General features: G+C 71.1%; 26 protein-coding genes. 9 read left to right on the top strand and 17 right to left on the bottom strand.

The features are described from left to right. Positions 1-122: 122 nt before the first annotated feature. The 3 genes from ID574_RS58265 to ID574_RS58255 form a co-directional block, all read right to left on the bottom strand. Positions 123-989 carry an inositol monophosphatase family protein gene (locus ID574_RS58265; protein ID WP_188197694.1) on the bottom strand — a complete coding sequence of 289 codons (867 nt, stop codon included), beginning with the start codon at positions 987-989 and terminating at the stop codon, positions 123-125. 61 nt (positions 990-1,050) lie between these two features. Further along, positions 1,051-1,461 (bottom strand): VOC family protein, encoded by a 411-nt coding sequence (locus ID574_RS58260; protein WP_188197693.1) that lies wholly within the window; start codon positions 1,459-1,461, stop codon positions 1,051-1,053. Positions 1,462-1,471: 10 nt separating this feature from the next. Next, a complete protein-coding gene (locus ID574_RS58255; protein WP_188197692.1) occupies positions 1,472-1,912 on the bottom strand; it encodes a helix-turn-helix transcriptional regulator in 441 nt (146 codons plus the stop codon). 177 nt (positions 1,913-2,089) lie between these two features. Between ID574_RS58255 and ID574_RS58250 the strand changes: the two genes are divergently transcribed. The 3 genes from ID574_RS58250 (at position 2,090) to ID574_RS58240 (ending at position 3,206) form a co-directional block, all read left to right on the top strand. Then, positions 2,090-2,539: a helix-turn-helix transcriptional regulator gene (locus ID574_RS58250; protein ID WP_188197691.1), complete on the top strand. Its 450-nt coding sequence runs from the start codon at positions 2,090-2,092 to the stop codon at positions 2,537-2,539. Between the two features lie 5 nt (positions 2,540-2,544). After that, the gene (locus tag ID574_RS58245; RefSeq protein ID WP_188197690.1) at positions 2,545-2,955 is read left to right on the top strand and encodes a VOC family protein; all 411 of its coding nucleotides are present in this window, start codon (positions 2,545-2,547) and stop codon (positions 2,953-2,955) included. A gap of 68 nt (positions 2,956-3,023) precedes the next feature. Further along, a complete protein-coding gene (locus ID574_RS58240) occupies positions 3,024-3,206 on the top strand; it encodes a hypothetical protein (protein WP_188197689.1) in 183 nt (60 codons plus the stop codon). Between the two features lie 96 nt (positions 3,207-3,302). On the opposite strand, the gene ID574_RS58235 is transcribed toward ID574_RS58240, so the two are convergent. Genes ID574_RS58235 through ID574_RS58225 form a run of 3 tightly spaced genes read right to left on the bottom strand, consistent with a single transcriptional unit; the run spans position 3,303 to position 4,877 of the window. Then, the gene (locus tag ID574_RS58235) at positions 3,303-3,773 is read right to left on the bottom strand and encodes an SRPBCC family protein (RefSeq protein WP_188197688.1); all 471 of its coding nucleotides are present in this window, start codon (positions 3,771-3,773) and stop codon (positions 3,303-3,305) included. Then, on the bottom strand, positions 3,766-4,107 hold the full coding sequence (locus ID574_RS58230; RefSeq protein ID WP_188197687.1) for an ArsR/SmtB family transcription factor: 342 nt from the start codon (positions 4,105-4,107) through the stop codon (positions 3,766-3,768). Before ID574_RS58230 ends, ID574_RS58235 begins: the two co-directional genes overlap by 8 nt. A gap of 17 nt (positions 4,108-4,124) precedes the next feature. After that, complete coding sequence (locus ID574_RS58225; RefSeq protein ID WP_188197686.1) at positions 4,125-4,877, bottom strand: SDR family NAD(P)-dependent oxidoreductase; 753 nt, start codon at positions 4,875-4,877, stop codon at positions 4,125-4,127. 158 nt (positions 4,878-5,035) lie between these two features. On the opposite strand from ID574_RS58225, the gene ID574_RS58220 reads away from it, so the two are divergent. After that, a complete protein-coding gene (locus tag ID574_RS58220; protein WP_188197685.1) occupies positions 5,036-6,208 on the top strand; it encodes an OmpA family protein in 1,173 nt (390 codons plus the stop codon). Between the two features lie 107 nt (positions 6,209-6,315). Here ID574_RS58220 and ID574_RS62210 read toward each other — a convergent pair whose 3' ends face one another. The 6 genes from ID574_RS62210 to ID574_RS58190 form a co-directional block, all read right to left on the bottom strand. Further along, entirely contained in the window at positions 6,316-9,093 is a 2,778-nt protein-coding gene (locus ID574_RS62210; RefSeq protein ID WP_188197684.1) for an FAD-binding and (Fe-S)-binding domain-containing protein, read from the bottom strand. 19 nt (positions 9,094-9,112) lie between these two features. Beyond that, on the bottom strand, positions 9,113-10,126 hold the full coding sequence (locus tag ID574_RS58210; RefSeq protein ID WP_188197683.1) for a zinc-dependent alcohol dehydrogenase: 1,014 nt from the start codon (positions 10,124-10,126) through the stop codon (positions 9,113-9,115). After that, the gene (locus ID574_RS58205; protein ID WP_188197682.1) at positions 10,126-10,986 is read right to left on the bottom strand and encodes a fumarylacetoacetate hydrolase family protein; all 861 of its coding nucleotides are present in this window, start codon (positions 10,984-10,986) and stop codon (positions 10,126-10,128) included. Before ID574_RS58205 ends, ID574_RS58210 begins: the two co-directional genes overlap by 1 nt. Before the next feature lie 22 nt (positions 10,987-11,008). Next, on the bottom strand, positions 11,009-11,782 hold the full coding sequence (locus tag ID574_RS58200; protein ID WP_188197681.1) for an IclR family transcriptional regulator: 774 nt from the start codon (positions 11,780-11,782) through the stop codon (positions 11,009-11,011). A gap of 86 nt (positions 11,783-11,868) precedes the next feature. After that, the gene (deoC, locus tag ID574_RS58195) at positions 11,869-12,552 is read right to left on the bottom strand and encodes a deoxyribose-phosphate aldolase (RefSeq protein ID WP_223168176.1); all 684 of its coding nucleotides are present in this window, start codon (positions 12,550-12,552) and stop codon (positions 11,869-11,871) included. A gap of 34 nt (positions 12,553-12,586) precedes the next feature. Then, entirely contained in the window at positions 12,587-13,342 is a 756-nt protein-coding gene (locus ID574_RS58190; RefSeq protein ID WP_188197679.1) for a GntR family transcriptional regulator, read from the bottom strand. Positions 13,343-13,408: 66 nt separating this feature from the next. Between ID574_RS58190 and ID574_RS58185 the strand changes: the two genes are divergently transcribed. Beyond that, complete coding sequence (locus ID574_RS58185; RefSeq protein WP_188197678.1) at positions 13,409-13,966, top strand: NUDIX domain-containing protein; 558 nt, start codon at positions 13,409-13,411, stop codon at positions 13,964-13,966. 31 nt (positions 13,967-13,997) lie between these two features. Here the strand turns inward: ID574_RS58185 and ID574_RS58180 are convergent, their stop codons facing one another. Beyond that, positions 13,998-15,302 (bottom strand): sensor histidine kinase, encoded by a 1,305-nt coding sequence (locus ID574_RS58180; protein WP_188197677.1) that lies wholly within the window; start codon positions 15,300-15,302, stop codon positions 13,998-14,000. A gap of 174 nt (positions 15,303-15,476) precedes the next feature. Continuing rightward, positions 15,477-15,974 carry an FBP domain-containing protein gene (locus tag ID574_RS58175; RefSeq protein ID WP_188197676.1) on the bottom strand — a complete coding sequence of 166 codons (498 nt, stop codon included), beginning with the start codon at positions 15,972-15,974 and terminating at the stop codon, positions 15,477-15,479. A gap of 75 nt (positions 15,975-16,049) precedes the next feature. Here ID574_RS58175 and ID574_RS58170 point away from each other — a divergent pair, with 75 nt between their 5' ends. From ID574_RS58170 to ID574_RS58160, 3 genes are all read left to right on the top strand, one after another. After that, on the top strand, positions 16,050-16,619 hold the full coding sequence (locus ID574_RS58170) for a TetR/AcrR family transcriptional regulator (RefSeq protein ID WP_188197675.1): 570 nt from the start codon (positions 16,050-16,052) through the stop codon (positions 16,617-16,619). A gap of 92 nt (positions 16,620-16,711) precedes the next feature. After that, positions 16,712-17,158, top strand: coding sequence for an SRPBCC domain-containing protein (locus tag ID574_RS58165; RefSeq protein ID WP_188197674.1), 447 nt, complete (start codon positions 16,712-16,714; stop codon positions 17,156-17,158). Further along, positions 17,155-17,514: an ArsR/SmtB family transcription factor gene (locus ID574_RS58160; protein WP_188197673.1), complete on the top strand. Its 360-nt coding sequence runs from the start codon at positions 17,155-17,157 to the stop codon at positions 17,512-17,514. Before ID574_RS58165 ends, ID574_RS58160 begins: the two co-directional genes overlap by 4 nt. On the opposite strand, the gene ID574_RS58155 is transcribed toward ID574_RS58160, so the two are convergent. The 3 genes from ID574_RS58155 to ID574_RS58145 all read right to left on the bottom strand — a co-directional run bounded on the left by ID574_RS58155 (position 17,511) and on the right by ID574_RS58145 (position 19,623). Continuing rightward, a complete protein-coding gene (locus tag ID574_RS58155; protein WP_188197672.1) occupies positions 17,511-17,870 on the bottom strand; it encodes a DUF6968 family protein in 360 nt (119 codons plus the stop codon). The genes ID574_RS58160 and ID574_RS58155 overlap by 4 nt on opposite strands. 223 nt (positions 17,871-18,093) lie before the next feature. Then, complete coding sequence (locus tag ID574_RS58150) at positions 18,094-18,885, bottom strand: GNAT family N-acetyltransferase (protein ID WP_223168180.1); 792 nt, start codon at positions 18,883-18,885, stop codon at positions 18,094-18,096. A 138-nt stretch (positions 18,886-19,023) separates the two neighbouring features. Then, positions 19,024-19,623 carry a TetR/AcrR family transcriptional regulator gene (locus ID574_RS58145; protein ID WP_188197670.1) on the bottom strand — a complete coding sequence of 200 codons (600 nt, stop codon included), beginning with the start codon at positions 19,621-19,623 and terminating at the stop codon, positions 19,024-19,026. 200 nt (positions 19,624-19,823) lie between these two features. On the opposite strand from ID574_RS58145, the gene ID574_RS58140 reads away from it, so the two are divergent. After that, positions 19,824-20,052: TCP-1/cpn60 chaperonin family protein (locus ID574_RS58140; RefSeq protein ID WP_272491877.1), on the top strand; the 229-nt coding region annotated here is incomplete at its 3' end.

Genomic DNA, 20,052 nt, shown 5'->3' with positions numbered 1-20,052 from the left:
ACATCCAGCCCTCTCCGTCCGGCGAATCCCCGTGGGGCCCGGTCCGAAGAATGTATTCCAGGACAGCCTGACGCCAGGGCCGGTGGCAGATCAGGAGCGCGGTCTTTCAGCGGGACCTTCGTTCAGGCTCTCGCGGCGGAACGGGCGACGTTCAGAACCTCCTCGTGGAGGCGGGTGTTGGTGAACACGGCGACGCTGCAGTCGATGAGGCGCTCATCGAGCAGTTCGCTGAACGCCCCGCCGGCCTCTTCCACGATCGGTATCACTGCAGCGAGATCCCAGCGGCCCCCGCCGAGCAGGAGGAAGGCGTCCAGACGACCGGTGGCGACCAGAAGCGCGCCGTGACAGGTCCCTGATCCCGCCGACGGCTTGCGCGGCGGGAGCGGCGGTGCCGAAGCTCGGGTCCAATCCACGCGTGGCAGGACCTCTCCGGCTCTGGCGGCCATCGCCGCGGCGATGGCCCTGCCCGCAGCGGTGAGCCGATGTGGTGGCGGCCAGATGCCCACTCTGGCGTTCTTCAGGGCTGCGGACGTGGTGACCACGAGCTTCTCGGGTGTCGTGCTCGGGTCATCGCCCGGACGTGACCACGCCCCGCCACCGGGAGTGGCCCACCAGCGCCGGCGAAGGGCCGGAGCGGAAACCAGGCCAAGCAACGGGGTCTCATGGTTCTCGAGAGCGATCATAGTGCTCCACTCGGGCTCGCCGGCCACGAAGGCGGCGGTTCCATCGATGGCATCGACGACCCAGCGGCGGGTGACGTCGCTGTCGCCGTGGGCGCCGAATTCTTCACCGAGGAACGTGTCGCCGGGGCGCTCTTGGTGGATCATGGAGCGCAGGGTCGTTTCGATCTCCCGATCGGCTTCCGAAACGGGACTTCGGTCGATCTTGATCTCTGCGGGGATCAGGGCTGCCGCGCGATGGCGCAGCGCTATCGTCTCCGCCCGATCGGCGAGCCGATGAGCGAAGATCAGATCTGCGTCGTGTGTCACCGGCAGCCTGCCCCCCCTGCGCAGTGATGTGGAGGAACGCGACCTCGTCAACGGCCGAGCACTACGCCTTGGCCGTCTGCTGGATCCGCACCATGTTGCCCGAGGGGTCGCGGAACGCGCAGTCGCGCGGCCCCCAGGGCTGGTCGATGGGCTCCTGCAGGACCTCGGCGCCCGATGCGCGTACCCGCTCGAAGGTCGCGTCGAGATCGTCGGTGCTGAAGACGATCATCGGCAGGACGCCTTTGGTGAGCAGTTCTTGCAGGGCGTCGCCGTCGGCCGGGGGACGGCCCGCGTGCGGTTCGGAGAGCACGAGCTCGGGATCCGGCTGAGCCGGGCTGCCGAGGGTGACCCAGCGGAATCCGCCGGCCGCGACGTCATTGCGCACTTCATAGCCGAGCGCGTCGCGGTAGAAGGCGAGCGATTCGTCCAGGTCGTTGACGGTGATGTGGCAGTACTTGAGTGTGACGTTCATGTCGCCAACGTTAGGCGGCGGCGGCGCGGCCCGCTTCTCCGATCCTGCTCGGCGCGTTTCTCGTCGGGCGGGTGTGCACCTTCGCCACGCAGGCGGGGATCGCCGCCACGGCGCTGTGCTCGCGGCTGCGGTATGCGCTCGGCGTCTCGCCCACGATCTCGGTGAACCGCGAGCTGAACGAGCCGAGCGACGTACAGCCGACCGCCATGCACGCGTCGGTCACGCTCATGCCCCCGCGCAGCAGCGCCATCGCCCGCTCGATCCGGCGGGTCATGAGATAGCTGTACGGCGTCTCCCCATAGGCCGCCCGGAACCGTCGCGAGAAGTGAGCCGGCGACATGAGCGCGTGGCGGGCCATCGTCGGCACATCGAGCGGCCGCGCGTACTCGCGATCTATGAAATCCCGCGCTCGGCGCAGATGAGCGAGGTTGGCGAGCTCTTCCGGGGTCATGGGAGGAGGCTAGCACCCACCCCTGACATAACGTTTACCTGCGTGAAGGGGACTCGAGACCTCCTCACGCGTCGTGAGGGCGCCGCCGGTTGAAGGAGCTGGAGCCGGTCACGTAGCCGGAGGTGGCGGACCTGTCGGCGCTAGGCAATTCCGCCGCAATATGGCACGATCTTACAAGTGGCCAGCAGTTCCGCCGCAGCGCAGCATCTGCGTGACCTCGCGCGGTTGCGCCGCGTCCGCGACCGGATCGACCGGGACTACGCGCAGCCGCTGGACGTCGAGGCGCTCGCCCGCGGCGTGAACATGTCGGCTGGACACCTCAGCCGCGAGTTCCGGCGTGCCTACGGCGAGTCGCCGTACGCCTATCTGATGACGCGGCGTATCGAGCGCGCGATGGCGCTCCTGCGTCGTGGCGACCTCAGCGTCACCGAAGTCTGCTTCGCGGTCGGCTGCTCGTCGCTCGGCACCTTCAGCACGCGCTTCACCGAGCTGGTCGGTGTGCCGCCCAGCACCTACCGGCGCCATGCGGCGCGCGCGACGGCGGGGATGCCGTCGTGCGTGGCCAAACAGGTGACGCGGCCGATCAGGAATCGAGAAGCGCCGGTCAGCGAGCCGCAGCTAGCGTGACCGTCATGGACATCACCATCCACGCCAGCTTCCTCCCGCACGACGACCCGGACGCCTGCCTGGCGTTCTACCGCGACGCGCTCGGCTTCGAGGTCCGCGACGACGTCGGATACGAGGGCATGCGCTGGATCAGGGTCGGCCCGCCCGGCCAGCCGGGCACCTCCATCGTCCTGCAGCCACCGGCCGCCGACCCCGGCATCACCGAGGACGAGCGCCGCACCATCGCCGAGATGATGGCCAAGGGCACCTTCGCCGGCATCGTCCTGGCCACCCCCGACCTCGACGGCGTCTTCAAGCGGCTGCAGGACAGCGGCGCCGAGATCGTCCAGGAGCCGGCCGAACAGCCGTACGGAGTCCGCGACTGCGCCGTCCGCGATCCCGCGGGCAACCTGATCCGCATCGAGGAACGACGCTGACCCGACCGGCGATCGCAGCCCCGACCTCATGTCGTCGACGAGCCGGCCGACTTCGGATGCCTTGAGCCTTGGGAGACCAGCCCGATGTCCACCGGAGTGACCCGGGGGCCAACCGGTCCTACCGCGAGGTGCTGCGCCACCGGCAGGTGGCCGGTCTCCCGCTGGGTGACCTCCTGGCCAACGCCCTCCTGATCGCCGACTGTCTGCTACGGTCGCTGACCTTCGCGACCTCGGCGTCCTGGCCGTTCTGAGGCGCGCATCCGGGTCGGGCGCGCCCTGACCCGGCGTGCGCTGCGGACATTGACGACGAAGCGCGCGACCCTCCGGGCGGCGTCGCCGAGGTGAGGTCAGTGGGAGGCGAGCACCTCGGCCAGCCGGTCCATGGACTCACGGCCGCCCCTCGGGCCGTCGGCGCGGACGATCGCATCGCGGGCCTCCACCGACCGGTGCACGGACTGGGCGACATATTTCGTCCGGCCGTCGGCCTCGACGAGGGTGACCGTCTCCAGCGCCACGTCCTCCGGCCAGCCCTCGAACGCCCACGTGCGCACGAACCGCTCCGGCGCCACGACGTCGTGGTAGACGCCGCCGAAGGCGTACTCCCTGCCGCGGGCGTCGATGTTGACGTAGCGCCAGCGGCCGCCCGGCCGGACCTCCATGAGGTCGACCCTGGTGGTGAGGAAATGCGGCCCCCACCAGCGCGGGATCAGCTCCGGGTCGGTGACCGCGCGGAACACCACCTCCCGCGGCGCGCCGAAGACACGGGTCATGATGATGTCCTGGCGGCCGGGCTCGATGACGAACTCGGTGTCACTCATGGGCGTCCTTTCCTCGCTGGATCTGCTCGATCTCCCGGTCGAGGCGGTCGAACCGGTCGCTCCAGCGGTCGCGGTAGCGGCGTATCCACTGCGAGGCGTCATCGAGCGGGGCGGTCTCCAGGCGGCAGGGCCGCCACTGGGCCTCGCGCCCTCTGCTGATCAGGCCCGCCCGCTCCAGCACCTTGAGATGCTTGGAGACCGCCTGCAGGCTCATGTCGAACGGCTCGGCCAGCTCGTTGACCGTCGCCTCGCCCTCGGCCAGCCGGGCGAGGATCGCGCGCCTGGTCGGGTCGGCCAGGGCTGCGAAGGTGAGGCTGAGCTGATCGTCCGGCATCCGGGCTTCCTTCGGCGTCAGTAGTCGACGATCGCGCCGCAGGAGATGTTGACGGTGGCCGAGGTCATGGTCCGGGCGCGGTCGGAGGCGACGAACGCGGCCACATCTCCCACGTCGGCCAGGGTAGCGGTGCGCCCGAGCAGGGTCGTCTCAAGCAGGCTCGCTTCGATCTGCTCCTTGGCGGGGTGGTCATCGGGCATGCTCTCCGGCACGCCGCCGGTCACCATGGTGACGACGCGGACGCCGTGCCGGCCGGCCTCGCAGGCCCACTGCCGCCGGATGCCCTCCATGGCGTCGAGCGCGACTTTGAGGCCGCCCAGCCCGGGCATCGTCTGAGGGCCGCTCCCGCCGAACATGAGGATCACTCCGCCGCCGCGCGGGATCATGTGCTTGACGGCGGCCCTGGTGGTCAGGAACTGGGTGCGCGTGGCGGTCTGGACGGGCCGCGCGAATTCCTCGGCGGTGATCTCCATGAGCGGTTTCTGCACGTCCTGGACGCCTATGGCGTTGAAGGAGACGTCGATGCCGCCGGCCCGCGCGGCGACCGCGTCGGCGAAGGCGTTGACGGCGTCCTCGTCCAGCGCGTCGACCTGCGCGGTGTCGGCGCTGCCGCCGGTGGCGCGGATGTCTGCGGCGACCTTGTCGAGCGGGGCGGCGGTGCGGCCGGCGAGGAAGACCTGGGCCCCCTCGCGGGCGAAGGCCCGCGCCACGGCGCCGCCGATCGACCCGCCGGCCCCGTAGACGACGGTGACCTTGTTCTCGAGGAGCATTGTAGTCAACCTTTCGGTTTATCAACCTGTAGGTTGAATGTAGCATCGCAGCCGACCGCGTCAAGAGAAGGTCGCAACCGGAGGCGCTCACGAGGGCCGGGACTATGCAGATTCTGAAGGTGGATGGCCTACCGTCGTGCGTCATGGGGGAACGCATCATGACGAGAACCAGGCTCTTACCGCCGCTGCTCGTGTTGGTGCTGGCCGTGTGCGGTGTCGGCACGACCGGTGGGAGCGGGGAGGAGCGTCACACGCCGGCGCGAGCGAGCTCGCCGAGCGCCGCCGCGACCACCGAAGCACCGGGCAGCCCGCCCTCATCGGCGCCCACACCGACCGGGCCCGAGCCGACGAGCTGCCCGAACGGGAAGCTCATCCCTGCCGTGGACAGCCCGGCCGTGCACGCCGAGAAGGTGGTCATCCCGGAGGCGAAGATCGGCGGCGCCACCATTCCCGCCGTCACCATCCCGGGCGTGGACATCCCCGCGGTGCACATTCCCGCCCAGTGCACCGAGATCGCACCGGCGCCCGGAGGCTGCCTCGGCGCGGCGTCGATCCCGCCGGTTTCGATTCCCGCCGTGGAGATCCCGCCGGCCGAGATCCCCGGCGTCAACGCGGGCGGGATCAAGCTCGACCCGGTTCGGGCCGACAGGACACGGGCTGAGGCGGTGCATGCCGAAGGCGTGTCGACGCCCGAGGTGTGCCAGGTCGAGCCACAGGGCGGTGGCATCGTGCCGCTTGTCATCCGTCCGCACATCATCCGCCCGCTCATCATCCGTCCACTCGTCATCAGGCCGCTCATCATCAGGCCGAGTGCCTGCAACGAGCAGAACGAGTGCATTCCCGCCGCCGAGGTGCCCGCGGTGGAGGTGCCCGCGATCGAGGTGCCCGCCGTGGAGATCCCCGCCGCGGAGCTGAAGGCGTACGAGATCGGCAAGAGCGAGGTGCTCGAGGGGGACGGCTCGATCGCCTTCAGTATCACGACCGACGTCCTGTTCGACTTCGACAGCGCCACCATCAAGCCCGCGGCCGCCGCCGAGCTCAGGCGCATCGCCCGTCAGATAGAGGGGAGGGCGGAGGCGAGGGCGACGATCAACGTCGAGGGGCACACCGACGCCAAGGGCGACGACTCGCACAACCAGCCGCTGTCCGCACGGCGCGCCCAGGCGGTCGCCGAGTGGCTGGCGACCGAGGGCGGCCTGGCGCGATCACGCCTGAAGGCGCGGGGATACGGCGAGACCAAGCCGGTCGCCCCGAACACCAAGGCCGACGGTTCGGACAATCCGGCCGGGCGCGCCAAGAACCGCCGGGTGGTCGTCTCCACCGCGACCTGAGGCGCGCATGCGATACGCCGATCGCGGCCGGCGCGATGACTCCGGCGGTATCCGGCCTCCCGCGCGGCACCATCCCCGCGTCGTGCCCCGCGAGCTCGGACAGCCGCTCACCCGGTGACATGGTCGAGCAGTTCCAGCAGGTGGTGGTACGGCCGGCCGGTGGCGCGGGTCAGGCCCAGCTCGCAGGTGCGGTTCACCGAGGCGTGGGCGGCGCAGCCCGCCTGCGCCACTTCGGCGGCCTCGGCGCGCGTGGCGGACGCGGTCAGCTCCGGATGCAGCAGCCCGCGGTCGCCGGCGAAGGCGCAGCACTGCCAGTCGGTGGGGACGACCACCTGCTCGGCGATCGTGGTCGCGATTCGGGTGATGGCCCCGTCCAGACCGAGCCGGGTCGAGGAGCAGGTGGGGTGCAGCGCCACCGAGGGCAGGCGGCGCGGTGCGGGCAGCTTGGGCAGGATGTGGTCGGCGGTGAAGGCCACGGCGTCCACCACCTCGAACTCCGCCGCGACGAGGCGGGCGAATCCCTCGGTGCAGGAGGCGGCGTCGGCGACGACGGGGACCCGCCCGCCGTCCGTGGCCGCGTGCAGCGCTTCCACCACCCGGCGGCGCATCCTGTCGTAGCCGTCCGTGTAGCCCTTGGACGACCAGGGCGTGCCGCAGCACAGCCCGCCGATCTCCTCCGGGACGCGCAGGCGCAGGCCCGCCCGTTCGGCCAGGCGCTGGAACGCGGTCATGACGCCGGGGCCGCCGTCGGCCGGGGAGAACAGGGTGTTCAGGCAGGACGGCAGATAGACGGCATCGGGCCGGTCGGCCGCGGCGGGGCGGCGGCGCGTGCCGCCCCTGGGCAGGTCGCGGTCCCACTGCGGCACGGCCTCAGGGCCGGCGACGGCGCGGGCGGCCCGGCCGGCGCGCTCGGCGAGCGGGGACGGGACCGCCGCGGCCGCGTCGAGCGCCAGGTTCATGGCGCGGGTCACGCCGTCCCAGTGGCCGGCGGCGGCCTTCCATCCCGCCTGCGCCACGCGCCCGTGGCGTTCGGCGCGCAGGCGCTTGGTGAGGTCGCCCGTGTTGATGAGGACGGGGCAGGCGGTGGCGCACATGCCGTCCACGGCGCAGGTGTCGACGGCGTCGTAGCCGTACTCGGATTCGAGTTCGCGGGCGAGGGCCTGGTCGCCGGCGGCGTGGGCGGCGGCGAGCTCCCGGCGGAGCACGATGCGCTGGCGTGGGGTGGTGGTCAGGTCGCGGCTGGGGCAGACGGGCTCGCAGTAGCCGCACTCCACGCACCGGTCGACCTCGGGCTCGACGGTGACGACGGTCTTGAGGTCGCGCAGGTGGGCGTCCGTGTCGTCGGTGAGGACGACGCCGGGGTTGAGCGTGCCCGCCGGATCGCACAGCCGTTTGACCTCGCGCATCACCTCGTACAGCTCGTCGCCGTACTGGCGGCGGACGAACGGGGCCATGACGCGGCCGGTGCCGTGCTCGGCCTTGAGCGTGCCGCCCCGGGCGAGGACGGCCTCCACCATGTCCTCGGTGAAGTCGGCGTAGCGCCGCAGGCCGGTGTCGAAGCGTTCGTTGAGCATGAAGTGCAGGTTGCCGTCCTTGGCGTGGCCGAAGACGACGCTGCGCTCGTAGCGGTGCTTGGCGAACAGGGCCGTCAGGTCGTCGCACAGGTCGGCCAGGGCTGGCACGGGGACGGCGACGTCCTCCAGGAGGGCGGTGGTGCCGCTGGGGCGGGCGCCGGCCACGGAGGCGTACAGGCCCTTGCGGATGTGCCACAACGCGGCCCGGCCGTGTGCCTGCCTGCTGAGCCGGGCCGGAGCCGCCAGGGCCAGCGCGCCGAACAGCTCCTCGGCGGCGCGCTCGCGCTCGCCGAGCAGGCCGGGGTCGGTTTCCTGCCACTCCACCAGCAGCGCCGCGTGATCCTTTACGCCGAGCGTGCGCAGCACGTCGTCGGCTTTGGGATCGGTCTGGGCCACCCGCAGGGATCCGGCGTCCAGCAGCTCGATCGCGGCGGGGGCGGCGGCGACCAGGTCGGGCATGGCCGCCATCGCCTGGCGCAGGGTGGGGAAGACGAGCAGCCCGGTGGCGGCCAGGCGGTGGGCCGGGACCGTGCGCAGGACCGCTTCGGCGACGAATCCCAGGGTGCCCTCGCTGCCGATGACCAGGTGGGCGAGGATCTGGGCGGGGGAGTCGTGGTCGAGGAAGCTGTTGAGGCCGTAGCCCATGGTGTTCTTGAGCGAGAACTGGGCGGTGATGCGGCGGACGGAGCCGGCGTCGCCCCTGATGCGGTCGCGCAGGCGGGCGAGGCCTGCGGCGAGCTCGGGTTCCAGGGCGCGCAGGCGCGCGTCGGCGTCGGGAGCCCCGGTGTCGAGTACGGTGCCGCTGGGCAGCACGAGGGTCATCGCCTCCAGCGTCCGGTACGTGTTGGCGTGGGTGCCGCAGGTCATGCCGCTGGAGTTGTTGGCCACGACGCCGCCGATCGTGCACGCCGACTCGCTGGCCGGGTCTGGGCCCAGTCTTCGGCCGTAGGGCGCGAGCCGGGCGTTGACCTGCCGCAGCACCGCCCCGGGCTGCACCCGCACGCGGGCGCCGTCGTCGAGGACCTCGATGCCGCGGAAGTGCCGCCGGGTGTCGACCAGCAGGTGCTCGCTGACCCCCTGCCCGCTCAGGCTGGTGCCGCCGGAGCGGAAGGTGAGCGGCAGGCCGGCCCGCATCAGCGCCGCCACCTGCTCGGCGCTCTCGGGCACCAGGACCGCTTGCGGGGTGAGCAGGTAGTGGGAGGCGTCGTGCGCCATGCCGAGCCGGTCGCTCACTCTCGTGCGGGCGATCCCGGGAACGGCGTTCTCCACCGCCGCCAGGACGGCGGGATCCGGTGGCTTGATCAGGTTCATGGCTCTCTTCACGGGCGGTTCAGCGCCGCGGGTCTATGTGGATCTTAGGGCCCGGCCCGGCGCCGGCAGGGCGGTGTCCGGCCAGGACGTCCATGGTCTCGGCCAGGCCCACCGTGGCGGCCACGAGCGGGCGGGCGTCGACCGACCCGTCGGCGTAGGCCGCGATGGCGCCCGGCAAACCGGCCGAGCCGCCCAGGATACCCACTGCTGTGACGTCCTTGAGCAGCAGGTCACGGGTGTCGAGGGTGCTCGGGGTGCCGGCCAGGCCGATGTAGACCACCCGTCCGGCCGGCTCCACCAACTCCAGCGCGAGTGCCGGGAGGTGTGGCGCGTTGGAGGCGTCCACGACGGCGTTCCACGGCAGGGCCGGCAGGGACGGCCGCGTCCAGGCGTCGTCGAAGCCGAGGCGACGGGCCAGCCGCAGGCCGTCATCGTCGCGGCCCATCAGGTGGACCTCGGCTCCTCGGGCTCGCGCGAACAGCGCCACCAGGAGGCCGATCGTGCCCGTGCCCAGGACCAGCAGCCGCTCGCCCGGCTGCAGACCGGCGGCGTGCACGGAGCGCAGGGCGTTGCCGCCGGGCTCGACGAGCGCGCCGGAGGCGGCGTCCACCGTGTCCGGCAGCGCGTGCAGTGCCGATGCCGGAACGGCCAGCTGTTCGGCGAGCGCCCCGGCGCGGCCGCGGCTGATGCCGATCTCGGCCAGGTCGGCGCACACGTGGTGGCGGCCCTTGCGGCAGCGGTCGCAGCGGCCGCAGCCGAGCATGGTGTCGCCGGTGACGCGGCGGCCGAGCCAGGTCGCATCGACGCCGTCGCCGAGCGCCGTGACCGTGCCGCACCACTCGTGGCCGGGTCGCAGCGGATACCAGGAGCGGCCGGTGTGCAGGTAGCTCATCTCGCCGGTGAACAGCTCCACGTCGGTGCCGCACACCCCGGCCCGCTCGACGTCCACGACCACCTGCCCGAGATCCGCCACGGGCGGCTCGACCTCCTGGACCTCGGCCTTGCCGGGGCCGGTGAGGACCAGCGCGCGCACTAGCGCGGTCCCACGACGGTCTGCCGCTGGCGGCCGAGCCCGTCGATGCCGAGCTCCATGACGTCGCCCGGCTGGAGCCAGATCGGCGGCTTGAAGCCCATGCCTACGCCGGGCGGGGTGCCGGTGTTGATCAGGTCGCCGGGCTCCAGGACCATGAACTGGCTCAGGTGGTGCACGATGACGTACGGGTCGAAGATCATTGTCTTGGTGGTGCCGGTCTGGCGGCGGACCCCGTTGACCTCCAGCCACATGCCGAGGTTCCTGACGTCGGCGATCTCGTCCGGGGTGACCAGCCACGGCCCGGCCGGGTTGAACGTCTCGGCGGACTTGCCCTTGCTCCACTGGCCGCCGCGCTCCATCTGGAAGGCGCGCTCGCTGACGTCGTTGACCACGCAGTAGCCGGCGATCGCGGCAGCGGCCTCCTCGACCGTGTCCAGGTAGGAGGTGCGCCGGCCGATCACGATGCCGAGCTCGACCTCCCAGTCGGTCTTGGTGGCGCCACGCGGGATGCGCACGTCGTCGTACGGGCCGATGAGCGTGTTGGGCGACTTGGTGAACAGGATCGGCTCGTCGGGCACGGCCTGCCCGGTCTCCGCGGCGTGGTCGCTGTAGTTGAGGCCGATGCACAGAATCTGGTGCGGGCGGGCGATGGGCGCTCCGACGCGCTCGCCGGCGAAGGCGTGCACCTGCCCCCGGTCGACCCGCTCGGGGACCGGCCCGGTCAGCAGCGCCGTGCCGCCCGCGCCGAAGAAGCGTTCGTCGAAGTCGGCGGTGAGGTCGGAGACGTCGACGTAGTGGGTGTCGTCGAGGCGGACGACGGGCTTTTCGGCGCCGGGCGCGCCGATGCGCATGAGGTACAAGGGTCTCTCCGTGAGTTCGGGATCAGGAGGCAACCTGCCGGCCGGCGACGATGGCGCGGATGGCGGGCAGGTCGTCGACCAGCGTCTGCAGAGGAGTGCGGTAGGTGAGGCCACTGACGCTGATCGCGCCGCTGGGGACGGTGGGTGAGGTCAGGTAGGCCAGGACGGCCAGGCAATTGACGCCGGGCTCGTTCTCCCGGTCGTCGACGGCGTAGCCCTGCTCGCGGATGCGGGTCAGCTCGGCGTGGAGCTCATCGACGGTGCTGATCGAGCGCTCGGTCGGCCGCTCCAGCGTGCGGTCGCCCACCCACTCGCGTACCGCGTCCTCGGTGCGCAGCGTGTCGGCCAGCAGCACCTTGCCGACGGCCGTGCAGTGGGCCGGGTTGCGGCCGCCGACGATCGAGGTGAGCCGCACGGCGCCGGCGGGCGGGTCGAGCTTGGAGCGGTAGACGACCGAGGCCCCGTCGAGCACGGCGTAGTGGACCGTCTCGCCGTACCGGTCGCACAGCGCCTTGAGGATCGGGGCGACGCGGACGTGGTCGGGCCGGGCCTCGTGGTGGGCGAAGGCCATCCGCAGGAACTCGTCGCCCAGCACGTAGTGGCCATGGCCGTTCTGGACGGCGAAGCCGGCGCGGCGCAGCGCGGCCAGAGCGCGGTGCACGGTCGGCTTGGGGCTGGCCACGGCGCGCGCCATCTCCTCCAGCCCGATCCCGTCGGGGTGACGCGCCAGCTCGGCGAGGACCGCCAGCACGCGGTCGGACCCGACGAGCCTGGGCTCGGCCGTCGACTGGGACATGTTCCGAACGTTAGACCATCGTTTCAAAATGTGAAAGTTCTCACTGATCAGCACTTTCTTCGGCAATCGGTCCAGCCGGGCCGTGGTTACCCGCTGCGCGCCAGTCGCCCGGCGAGATCGTCCAGGATCGCCGCGGTAGTGGTGGCGCCGAACCGGGCGGCGCCCGCCGCGGCCATCTCCAGCAGCAGGTCCAGGCTGCGGACGCCGCCGGCGGCCTTGACCTTGACCCGCTCGGAGACGTTGGCCCGCATGAGCCGGATGTCTGCCAGGGTCGCGCCGCCGGGGGCGAAACCGGTGGAGGTCTTGACATAGGCGGCGCCCGCCTGCTCGCTCAGGCGGCACGCGCGTACCTTCTCGTCGTCGGTCAGGTAGGCGTTCTCGAAGATGACCTTCACCACGGCGCCGGTGGCCGCTTCCACGACCGCGCGGATGTCGGCGAGCACGGCCGCGTCGTCGCCTGCGCGCAGGCGCCCGATGTTGAGCACCATGTCCAGCTCGCGGGCGCCGTCGGACACGGCGGCGCGGGCCTCGGCGGCCTTGGTGCGGGAGGAAGAGGATCCGTGGGGGAAGCCGACCACCGTGCCGGTCGAGACGCCGGTCCCGTCGAGCCGCGTGGCGGCCAGCGCCACGTCACACGGTTTCACGCAGACCGAGGCCACGGCGTAACGGGCGGCGAGGTCGCACCCGGCGCGCACGTCCTCGGCGGTCAGCTCAGGGCGCAGCAGAGAGTGGTCGATCATCTTGGCGACGTCGGCGACGGTGCTGGTCAAGGGCATGGCTCCTTCGCAAGCGGGGGTGACGGGTTCACGGGTGGCCGGCGTCGGTGGCCGGGGGCTCGACGGTGAAGGAGACGTCGAGGCCATAGCGGGCGGCGACGTACAGGGAGTCGGTGAGCTCCAGCGGCTCGTCGTTCTGATCGAGGATCAGGCGGTGCTCGACCAGCAGCGGCGCGCCGGGGTCCACGGCGAGCACGCCGGCCTCCCGTTCGCCCGCCGTGGCGGCGCCGATGCGGGCGTGGCCGCGCGCCGGGGTGCGGCCGAGCGCGTCGAGGGCGGCGTGCAGGGAACCATGCTCGAGATCGGCCTCCAGCAGGCCGCGCAGGCTGCCCGGGAACAGCGCCCGTTCGAGGGCAATCGGCAGGTCGTCGGCGAGCCGGACGCGCTCCACCGCGATCACCCGCCCGCGCCTGCCCAGTCGCAGCCGGTCGGCTTCCTGCGAGGTGGCGGCGCGGGTGACGGCCGACAACAGCCGGGAGGACGGCCGCTGCCCGCGTCGGCGGATCTCTTCGCTGAAGCGCACCAGGCTGTCGGCGCGGCGGCTGCTCGGCGGCGAGGCCACGAAGGTGCCCCTGCCCGGGCGCCTGACGACCAGGCCGTCGGCGACCAGCCGTTGCACCGCCGCGCGGGCGGTCATCCTGCTGACGGCGAACTCTTCGCTCAGCTCGCTCTCCGAGGGCAGCGCGTCGCCCGGCCGGGCGTCGGCCACACGCTCACGCAGCGCCTGCTCGATGACGAAGTAGCGCGGCGCGAAGTCCTCGGGCCGCTTGCCTGGCGCGTTCACGCCCCCACCATAACACTAGCTGTCTATACAGCTATACTGATCGAGCCGATCCAGAGGAAGGTGAGCATGAGGCCGGACTTCGAGCACCCGATCCGCCAGATCTCCACGAACGTCGCCTACAAGTCGCCGTACATGCGGCTGCGTGAGGACAGGATCGTCCGCCTGGACGGCTCCGAGGGCGTCTACACCTACGTGGACAAGCCCGACTTCGCGCTGGTCATCGCCGTCGAGGACGGCGGCTTCCACCTCGTGGAGCAGTACCGGTATCCGGTGCGCTCGCGCTCATGGGAGTTCGTGCAGGGATCGCTGCCGGGACTGACCGCGGGCGAGCCCGAGTCGCTGGCCCGGCGGGAGTTGCTGGAGGAGACCGGCATCACGGCCACGGCCATGCGCCATCTGGGACGGCTCAACTGCGCGACGGGCATGTCGTCGCAGGGCTTCGACGTGTTCGTGGCCTCGGAGCTGTCGCACGGGGAGGCGGCGCCGGAGCTCGAGGAGCAGGACCTGCGCTGCCGATGGTTCTCGCGAGCCGACTTCGAAGGCATGATCCGCGACGGATCGATCACCGACGGGTCCACGCTGGCCGCCTACACCCTGTTCCTCCTGCACACACCCCCTGCCTAGCGCCGTCGTCCCCGGGAGAGCGGCTCCTCCGTCACTCCACCAGCGGCAGGCGCAGCACGAACCTGGCGCCCCGCGGCGAATCCTCGATGCCCAAACTCCCCTGATGGGCCTGGGCGATCGCGCGGGAGATGGCCAGACCGAGGCCGCTGCCCTGGGGGTCGCGTTCCCGCCCGCCGCTCAGCCGCACAAAGGGCTCGAACACCTGCTCGCGGTCCTGCGGCGGGACCCCTTCGCCGTCGTCGAGCACACTGACCACGGCGTGCCCGTTCGAACGCTCCACGCTGACCTCGACGCAGGCATGGGCGTGCCGCTGGGCGTTGACCAGGAGGTTCGTCAGCACCTCACCCAGTTGCACCGAGTTTCCGCGGACCTTGAGATCTTCATCGATGTGCAGCCGCACCGGCGGGCCGTTCCGCCGGTTGGCCACCTCCTCCCGTACGACGCTGCTGAGGTCGACCCGCTCGGGCTGATGCGGGCAGGACGTGCGGATGCGGGCGAGCGTGAGCATCTCCTCGATGATCGTCTGGACGCGGTCGAGCGTGGACAACGCCCCCCGGATGGCGGCGCGAGCGTCGACCTCGGGGTACATCAGCGCCTCTTCCAGCTGGGTACGCAGCCCGGTGATGGGCGTCCGCAACTCGTGGGAGACCATCGAGGAGAAACGACGCTGCTGTTCGACGGCCTCCTGCAGGCGCGCCAGGGTCTGGTTCGCGGTACGGGCGAGCTGCGCGATCGCGTCACGGCCTGGCGGGGCGGGCACCCGCAGGCCGAGATCGGTCACCGTGATCTCGGCGATCCTCGCCCGCATCGCCTCCACCGGCTGCAACGTCCGGCGGATCAGGAACGAGGCCACCCAGGTCATCAGGGCGGTGGCGGCCAGCACTCCGGCGGCGAGGAACCACTCCAGACGCCGCGTCCCCAGGATGGCCGGCTGGGTCATCCCCGCGTACACCACATGGGAGGCGCCGCCCCACAACAGCTCTTCCTCCTGCGGCGAGGGCCTGCTGGCCGTGAACATCACGCACTCGCCCGCCGAGCATGCGATGCCGTTCTGGATCCGGTCATCGGAGGGAGGCCACAGCTTGCTCAGCGGAGGCCGTCCGGCGGCGGCGCGGCTGGCCGCCACCACCCGCCCGCTGGCGTCCACGAGCTGGAGCAGGTTGACGTCCGACGTCGTGACCGGCGGCGGATCGGCGGTCCCCATCGATCCGATCCATTCGGTGGCCACGCGCTGCGTGTTCCGGTAGACGTCCTGTTCGATCTTGCTGCGCACCAGCACGTCGGCGGCGACGGCGACCACCAGGAAACCGATCAGTGACAATACTGCGGTCGCCACCGTGAGACGTGTCTGGACGGATGGCGGGCCGAGACGCAGGGACACGCGCGAACCTCCCCCGCTGGTCCAGCTCCGGTCCTCTCCTCACCGACATGGTGTCAAGAATTTGTTCATGGGTGCCCAAAGCTCCCTCTATGACTGGGTTGCACCCTTCCTATGGGCACGGCCCCGGGGTCAGCGGACCACCTTGTCCAGGAACGAGAACAGGTTGGCCCGGGTGCGGGCGATCTTCTCCTCCGGGGTGAGGGACTCGTCGATGGCGGCGCCGCCTGCGGCTTCCTTCATGCCTCGGGTGTAGAGGGAGCAGGCGAGGTCGGTGCACAGGTATTGCCCGACCGAGTTGCCCTGGCGACCGGACTCGCCGGTGCGGCGCGCGGTCATCAGCGCCACGCCGCCGCTGGTGTGCGTGGTCAGGCACAGCGAGCACATGCTGCGGGAGGTGAAGCCGCGCGCGGCGCCGGAGGTCACCCGGAGCGCGAGGCCGACGAGGGCGCCGTCGCTTTCCGTGACCAGATAGGCGCGCTCGGGCGCACCCGGATCTCGCCATCCGAGGAAGTCGAGGTCTTCCCAGGGAAGGTCGTCGAGGTCTTTGGGGACACCGAGACGCTTGGCCTCTCCCTTGGAGCAGTTGACGAAGCAGGTGCGGATGTCGCGTTCGGTGATTGGCCTCATGGGCTGAGAGGCTAGTTTCCTTAACTGTAGTATGCAAATACTTAAAGCCTGTAAGTACATCGTGAAAGGTGTCCTATGGCACGTGCCGGTGTGACCGTGGAACGCCTGACTCGGGCGGCGGCGGATCTGGCCGACGAGATCGGCTTTCAGAACGTGACCGTCTCTGCGCTCGCCCGCGCGTTCGGCGTCAAGCCCGCGGCCCTGTACGCCCACATCAAGGACGCGCATGACCTGCGGGTCAGGGTGGCGGTGCTGGCGCTGGCGGAGCTCGCCGACAGGGCCGCCGACGCCCTGGCCGGCCGCGCGGGCAAGGAGGCGCTGGTGGCCTTCGCCAACGCCTACAGGGACTACGCGAAAGAGCATCCGGGCAGGTATGCCGCGGCGCAAATGGAGCTCGACCCGGAGACGGCGGCGGCGAGCGCGGCAAGGCGGCACGCGGAGATGACGCGGGCGATTCTGCGCGGATACGACCTGTCCGAGCCCGACCAGACGGACGCGGTGCGGATGCTGGGCGGCATGTTCCACGGCTACGTGAGCCTGGAGACGGCGGGCGGATTCCGCCGCCATCCGCGCGACGTGGACGCCTCGTGGTCGAGAACCCTGGACGCCCTCGACGCCGTGCTCAGAAACTGGCCGCCGGCCTGACCGTCTTTTGCGCAACTCACGGGTTGCGCGTCATGCCATCGATGTGCAACTCTGGAGTTGCATCAGAAATGCGACGGTGAAGGAGTACGCTCATGAGCGAGGATCGGATCGAACGCGAAACCCTGATCGCGGCACCCCTGGAGCGGGTCTGGACGCTGGTGGCCGAGCCCGGGTTCTGGGTGGCCGACGAGACCAGCGTGTCCGGCACCGTGGCCAGAGAAGGCGAGTCGATGGTGGCGAAGAACGCCGAATACGGCGACTTCCCGGTACGCGTGGAGAAGGTCGAGCCGCCCACCTACGTGGCGTACCGCTGGGCCAGCGCATTCCCCGGGGAAGAGTTGCGTGAGGACAACAGCACGCTCGTGGAGTTCACGCTGTCCCAGGAAGGCGACCAGACGCGGCTCCGCGTCGTCGAGAGCGGGTTCGCCTCGCTCACCGGGTCCGAGGAGCTGCGCCGCCAGGCGGTGATGGACAACACCGACGGGTGGCCCCAGGTGCTCGACGCGTTCAAGAAGCGCGCCGAGCAGACATCCGGGTGACGGACCAAACCCGCGACGCCGTCGCGGCGGTCGACAGCGTCCTCGTCGCGCTGGCCGACCCGACGCGACGGCGGCTGCTGGATCTCCTCGCCGCGCAGGGCGAGGCCACCGCGACGACGCTCGCCGAACGACTTCCCGTCTCACGGCAGGCGGTGGTCAAGCACCTCGCCGTCCTCGACGCCGCCGGGCTGGTCTCCGGCAGCCGAGTCGGACGCGAGGTGCGGTTCGCGGTGCGGCCCGCGGCGCTGGACGCGACGGCGCGGTGGATGGCCGCGCTCGCGGCCGACTGGGATCGCCGGTTGGCGAAGATCAAGCGCATCGCCGAGGCGGCGGAGCGAGACTCACGCCAGCCCTAGCGCTTCTCTGTGGCGGCCGTGTCGTGGAAATCCGGAGTCACCTCCAGGCCGAGGTCCGGCAGGCCCAGCCACTCCAGCCGGACCGACGCGGCCCGGGCGCGCTCGCCCAGCTCCAGCCGCACCTTGTACACGCTCAGCAGGAGCGCCTGCAGCGAGTCGACGCCGAAGGACGCCCCGACGCCCTCCTCGCCCAGGCCCAGGATCTGGTGAGGGCAGCACCAGTCGCCGGTCGTGCTCAGGGCGTCGGGGCGCGGCCTGCCGAACCTGACGGTCACCGGCGTGCGGGCGCCGTCCTCGGCGACGGCCTCCAGCTGCCGCTCGGCCACGACCTCGCCCAGCTCATACGTCACGGTCACGCTCTTCCCCTGTTCATGCGGTTCGTCCGTAGATCTCACGGTGCCACAGGACATCGCAGACGCGCTCGATGCCAGGTGCGCCGGAGCTTGCGCTCGGCCGACGCCGACGGTCTGTCCTTCGTCGTCGACGTCAACTCCGGGCTCCGGGGGAGGGGGCGGTCGTTTGCGCCGCACCAGCATCGGGGGCGCGGCTACTCATCCAGAAGCCCATTTTCTGCTCATCTCAGGCGGTGTCCGGCTGCGCCGGCCGCGGCTGGGCAGGGGTGAACATCCGGTACCCTGCTACGGTCTCGAAGCCCATCCGGTGGTATACCGGTGCGCCGTCGGGGCTCGCCTGCAAGGTGGCGACGCGAAGTCCGCGTTCACGGGCTTCGCGGAGAGCCGCAGCCGTCAGGGCCGTCCCGATTCCGCGGCGCCGGTATTCCGCGGCCGTGGTGACGACGTAGATTCCGGCGACCCCGTGCCGGTCGAGCAACGCGGACGTGCCGACGAGCCGCCCGTTCCATCGGCCGGCGAACCGGACGAGACCGTTCGACTGATCCGGCCGGTTGTCCTCGGCCCGGATGACGTGGTGCACCTGATCCGGTGCGACGCCGAACGAGGGGGCGTAGGCGGTCACCCACTCCCGGAGGGAGTCCGGCCCTGCCACCTGCTCGATCTCCAGCTCGGGCGGCGTGTCCACGCTGATCGCCCGGTCCACGCGCGCGGCCATCACGGGCATGGTGCCGATCTCGGTGGCGCCGGTGGCCAGCAGGTGGTCGGCGAGGTCGCTGCGGCTGTCCGGGCCGACCCACCACATCCACGGCACGCCGCGGAGCCGTCCCTCCGCCTCCGCGACGACCGCGTCCAGGGATTGACCGTGCCCGACCCTGAGCACCCCGTTCAGCTGGGGGTGGGACACAGAGCTGCGATAGAGCGTGAGGTCGCCGGCGGATCGGTCGGCCCTTCCCCACCCCAGCCAGTAGTCGCGGGTGTTGGCCAGCTGCTGTTCAAGATCGGCGATCGAGTCGACCATGGTCACGACGGACGCTCTCCTTCTCCTTCGTACGGCGTTTCCGTCAGCGTCCGACGGCGAGGTGCCCGTTTCCCAGTCAGCTTTCTGGCCACTTGCTGTCCGGCGGCTCGCGCCCGTGCCGGCCCCGGGACGAGTCACTCATCCTTCGGGCGGTGCGGCGGGAACCACGCAGGACAAGGCGCGACGCAGGACGGTGGCGAAGGACTCGGTGTTGCCGGGCTCGAGCCAGGCCCGCCCGGCCACGCGGATGGCGCCGGCGATCGCGGCGGCCGTGACGGCGGGGAACAGGTCGCGCCGGGGATCGGTGCCGGTGCGCGCCGCGATCGCCTCGGCCAGGGGCCCCTCCGCCATGGAGAACGCCTTCAGCGCCTCGCCCTCCAGCTCGGGCGTCGACATGATCATGCGGAGGCCGGCCTTGTCGGGCTCGGGGTCGGTGTAGAGCTCGACCATGGCCGCGACGACGGCCTGGTCGAGCGGCTCGTCGCCGGGCCGGGAGCGCAGCGCCTGCCCCGCGCGCCTGGACTGGTCGGCCTGGAAGGCGCAGATCGCCTCCTCCCTGCTGGAGAAGTAGTTGTTGTAGGTGCGGGGGGAGACGCCCGCGGCCGTGGCGATGTCGTGGACGCGGACGAGCGCGAGCCCGTGGGGGCCCTGCTCGAGGGCGAGGCGCAGCGCGGCGTGGCTGATCGCCTCTCGGGTGGCCTGCTTGTTTCGCGCCCGGAGGTCCATCGCATCGTTCATACCCCGAACTCTATCGGAGATTGCGCGCCACGCACATAGTGCGCGTCACGCAAGTTGTGGGTAGAGTGCGATGGGACGTTGGCACTCACGACTGGAGAGTGCCAACCGGCCGTATGTGCCGGGACGGCGAGCTCTGTCGGCAGGCAGGGCGTCCGTCGCGGGCGCCGTCCCGGAGCCCCCATCAATGAGCAGGAGCGGACATGACTTCGAAGATGATCGCCTTCGACGAGGACGCGCGGCGCGGTCTCGAGCGCGGTATGAACCAGCTCGCCGACGCCGTCAAGGTGACCCTGGGCCCCAAAGGGCGCAACGTCGTGCTGGAGAAGAAGTGGGGCGCTCCCACGATCACCAACGACGGTGTCTCCATCGCCAAGGAGATCGAGCTCGAGGACCCGTGGGAGAAGATCGGCGCTGAGCTGGTCAAGGAAG

It is taken from the genome of Nonomuraea sp. SYSU D8015, from assembly GCF_008065375.1.
Lineage (GTDB): Bacteria > Actinomycetota > Actinomycetes > Streptosporangiales > Streptosporangiaceae > Nonomuraea.
The sequence above is the reverse complement of the archived record's forward strand: the minus strand, read 5'-3'. Positions and strand labels throughout refer to the sequence as shown.

Coding starts and splice junctions, on each gene's coding strand:
- ID574_RS58260 (WP_188197693.1), bottom strand. CDS start 1,461: ATGAACGTCACACTCAAGTACTGCCACATCACCGTCAACGACCTGGAC.
- ID574_RS58255 (WP_188197692.1), bottom strand. CDS start 1,912: ATGACCCCGGAAGAGCTCGCCAACCTCGCTCATCTGCGCCGAGCGCGG.
- ID574_RS58245 (WP_188197690.1), top strand. CDS start 2,545: ATGGACATCACCATCCACGCCAGCTTCCTCCCGCACGACGACCCGGAC.
- ID574_RS58235 (WP_188197688.1), bottom strand. CDS start 3,773: ATGAGTGACACCGAGTTCGTCATCGAGCCCGGCCGCCAGGACATCATC.
- ID574_RS58230 (WP_188197687.1), bottom strand. CDS start 4,107: ATGCCGGACGATCAGCTCAGCCTCACCTTCGCAGCCCTGGCCGACCCG.
- ID574_RS58225 (WP_188197686.1), bottom strand. CDS start 4,877: ATGCTCCTCGAGAACAAGGTCACCGTCGTCTACGGGGCCGGCGGGTCG.
- ID574_RS58220 (WP_188197685.1), top strand. CDS start 5,036: ATGACGAGAACCAGGCTCTTACCGCCGCTGCTCGTGTTGGTGCTGGCC.
- ID574_RS62210 (WP_188197684.1), bottom strand. CDS start 9,093: ATGAACCTGATCAAGCCACCGGATCCCGCCGTCCTGGCGGCGGTGGAG.
- ID574_RS58200 (WP_188197681.1), bottom strand. CDS start 11,782: ATGTCCCAGTCGACGGCCGAGCCCAGGCTCGTCGGGTCCGACCGCGTG.
- ID574_RS58185 (WP_188197678.1), top strand. CDS start 13,409: ATGAGGCCGGACTTCGAGCACCCGATCCGCCAGATCTCCACGAACGTC.
- ID574_RS58175 (WP_188197676.1), bottom strand. CDS start 15,974: ATGAGGCCAATCACCGAACGCGACATCCGCACCTGCTTCGTCAACTGC.
- ID574_RS58170 (WP_188197675.1), top strand. CDS start 16,050: ATGGCACGTGCCGGTGTGACCGTGGAACGCCTGACTCGGGCGGCGGCG.
- ID574_RS58165 (WP_188197674.1), top strand. CDS start 16,712: ATGAGCGAGGATCGGATCGAACGCGAAACCCTGATCGCGGCACCCCTG.
- ID574_RS58150 (WP_223168180.1), bottom strand. CDS start 18,885: ATGGTCGACTCGATCGCCGATCTTGAACAGCAGCTGGCCAACACCCGC.
- ID574_RS58145 (WP_188197670.1), bottom strand. CDS start 19,623: ATGAACGATGCGATGGACCTCCGGGCGCGAAACAAGCAGGCCACCCGA.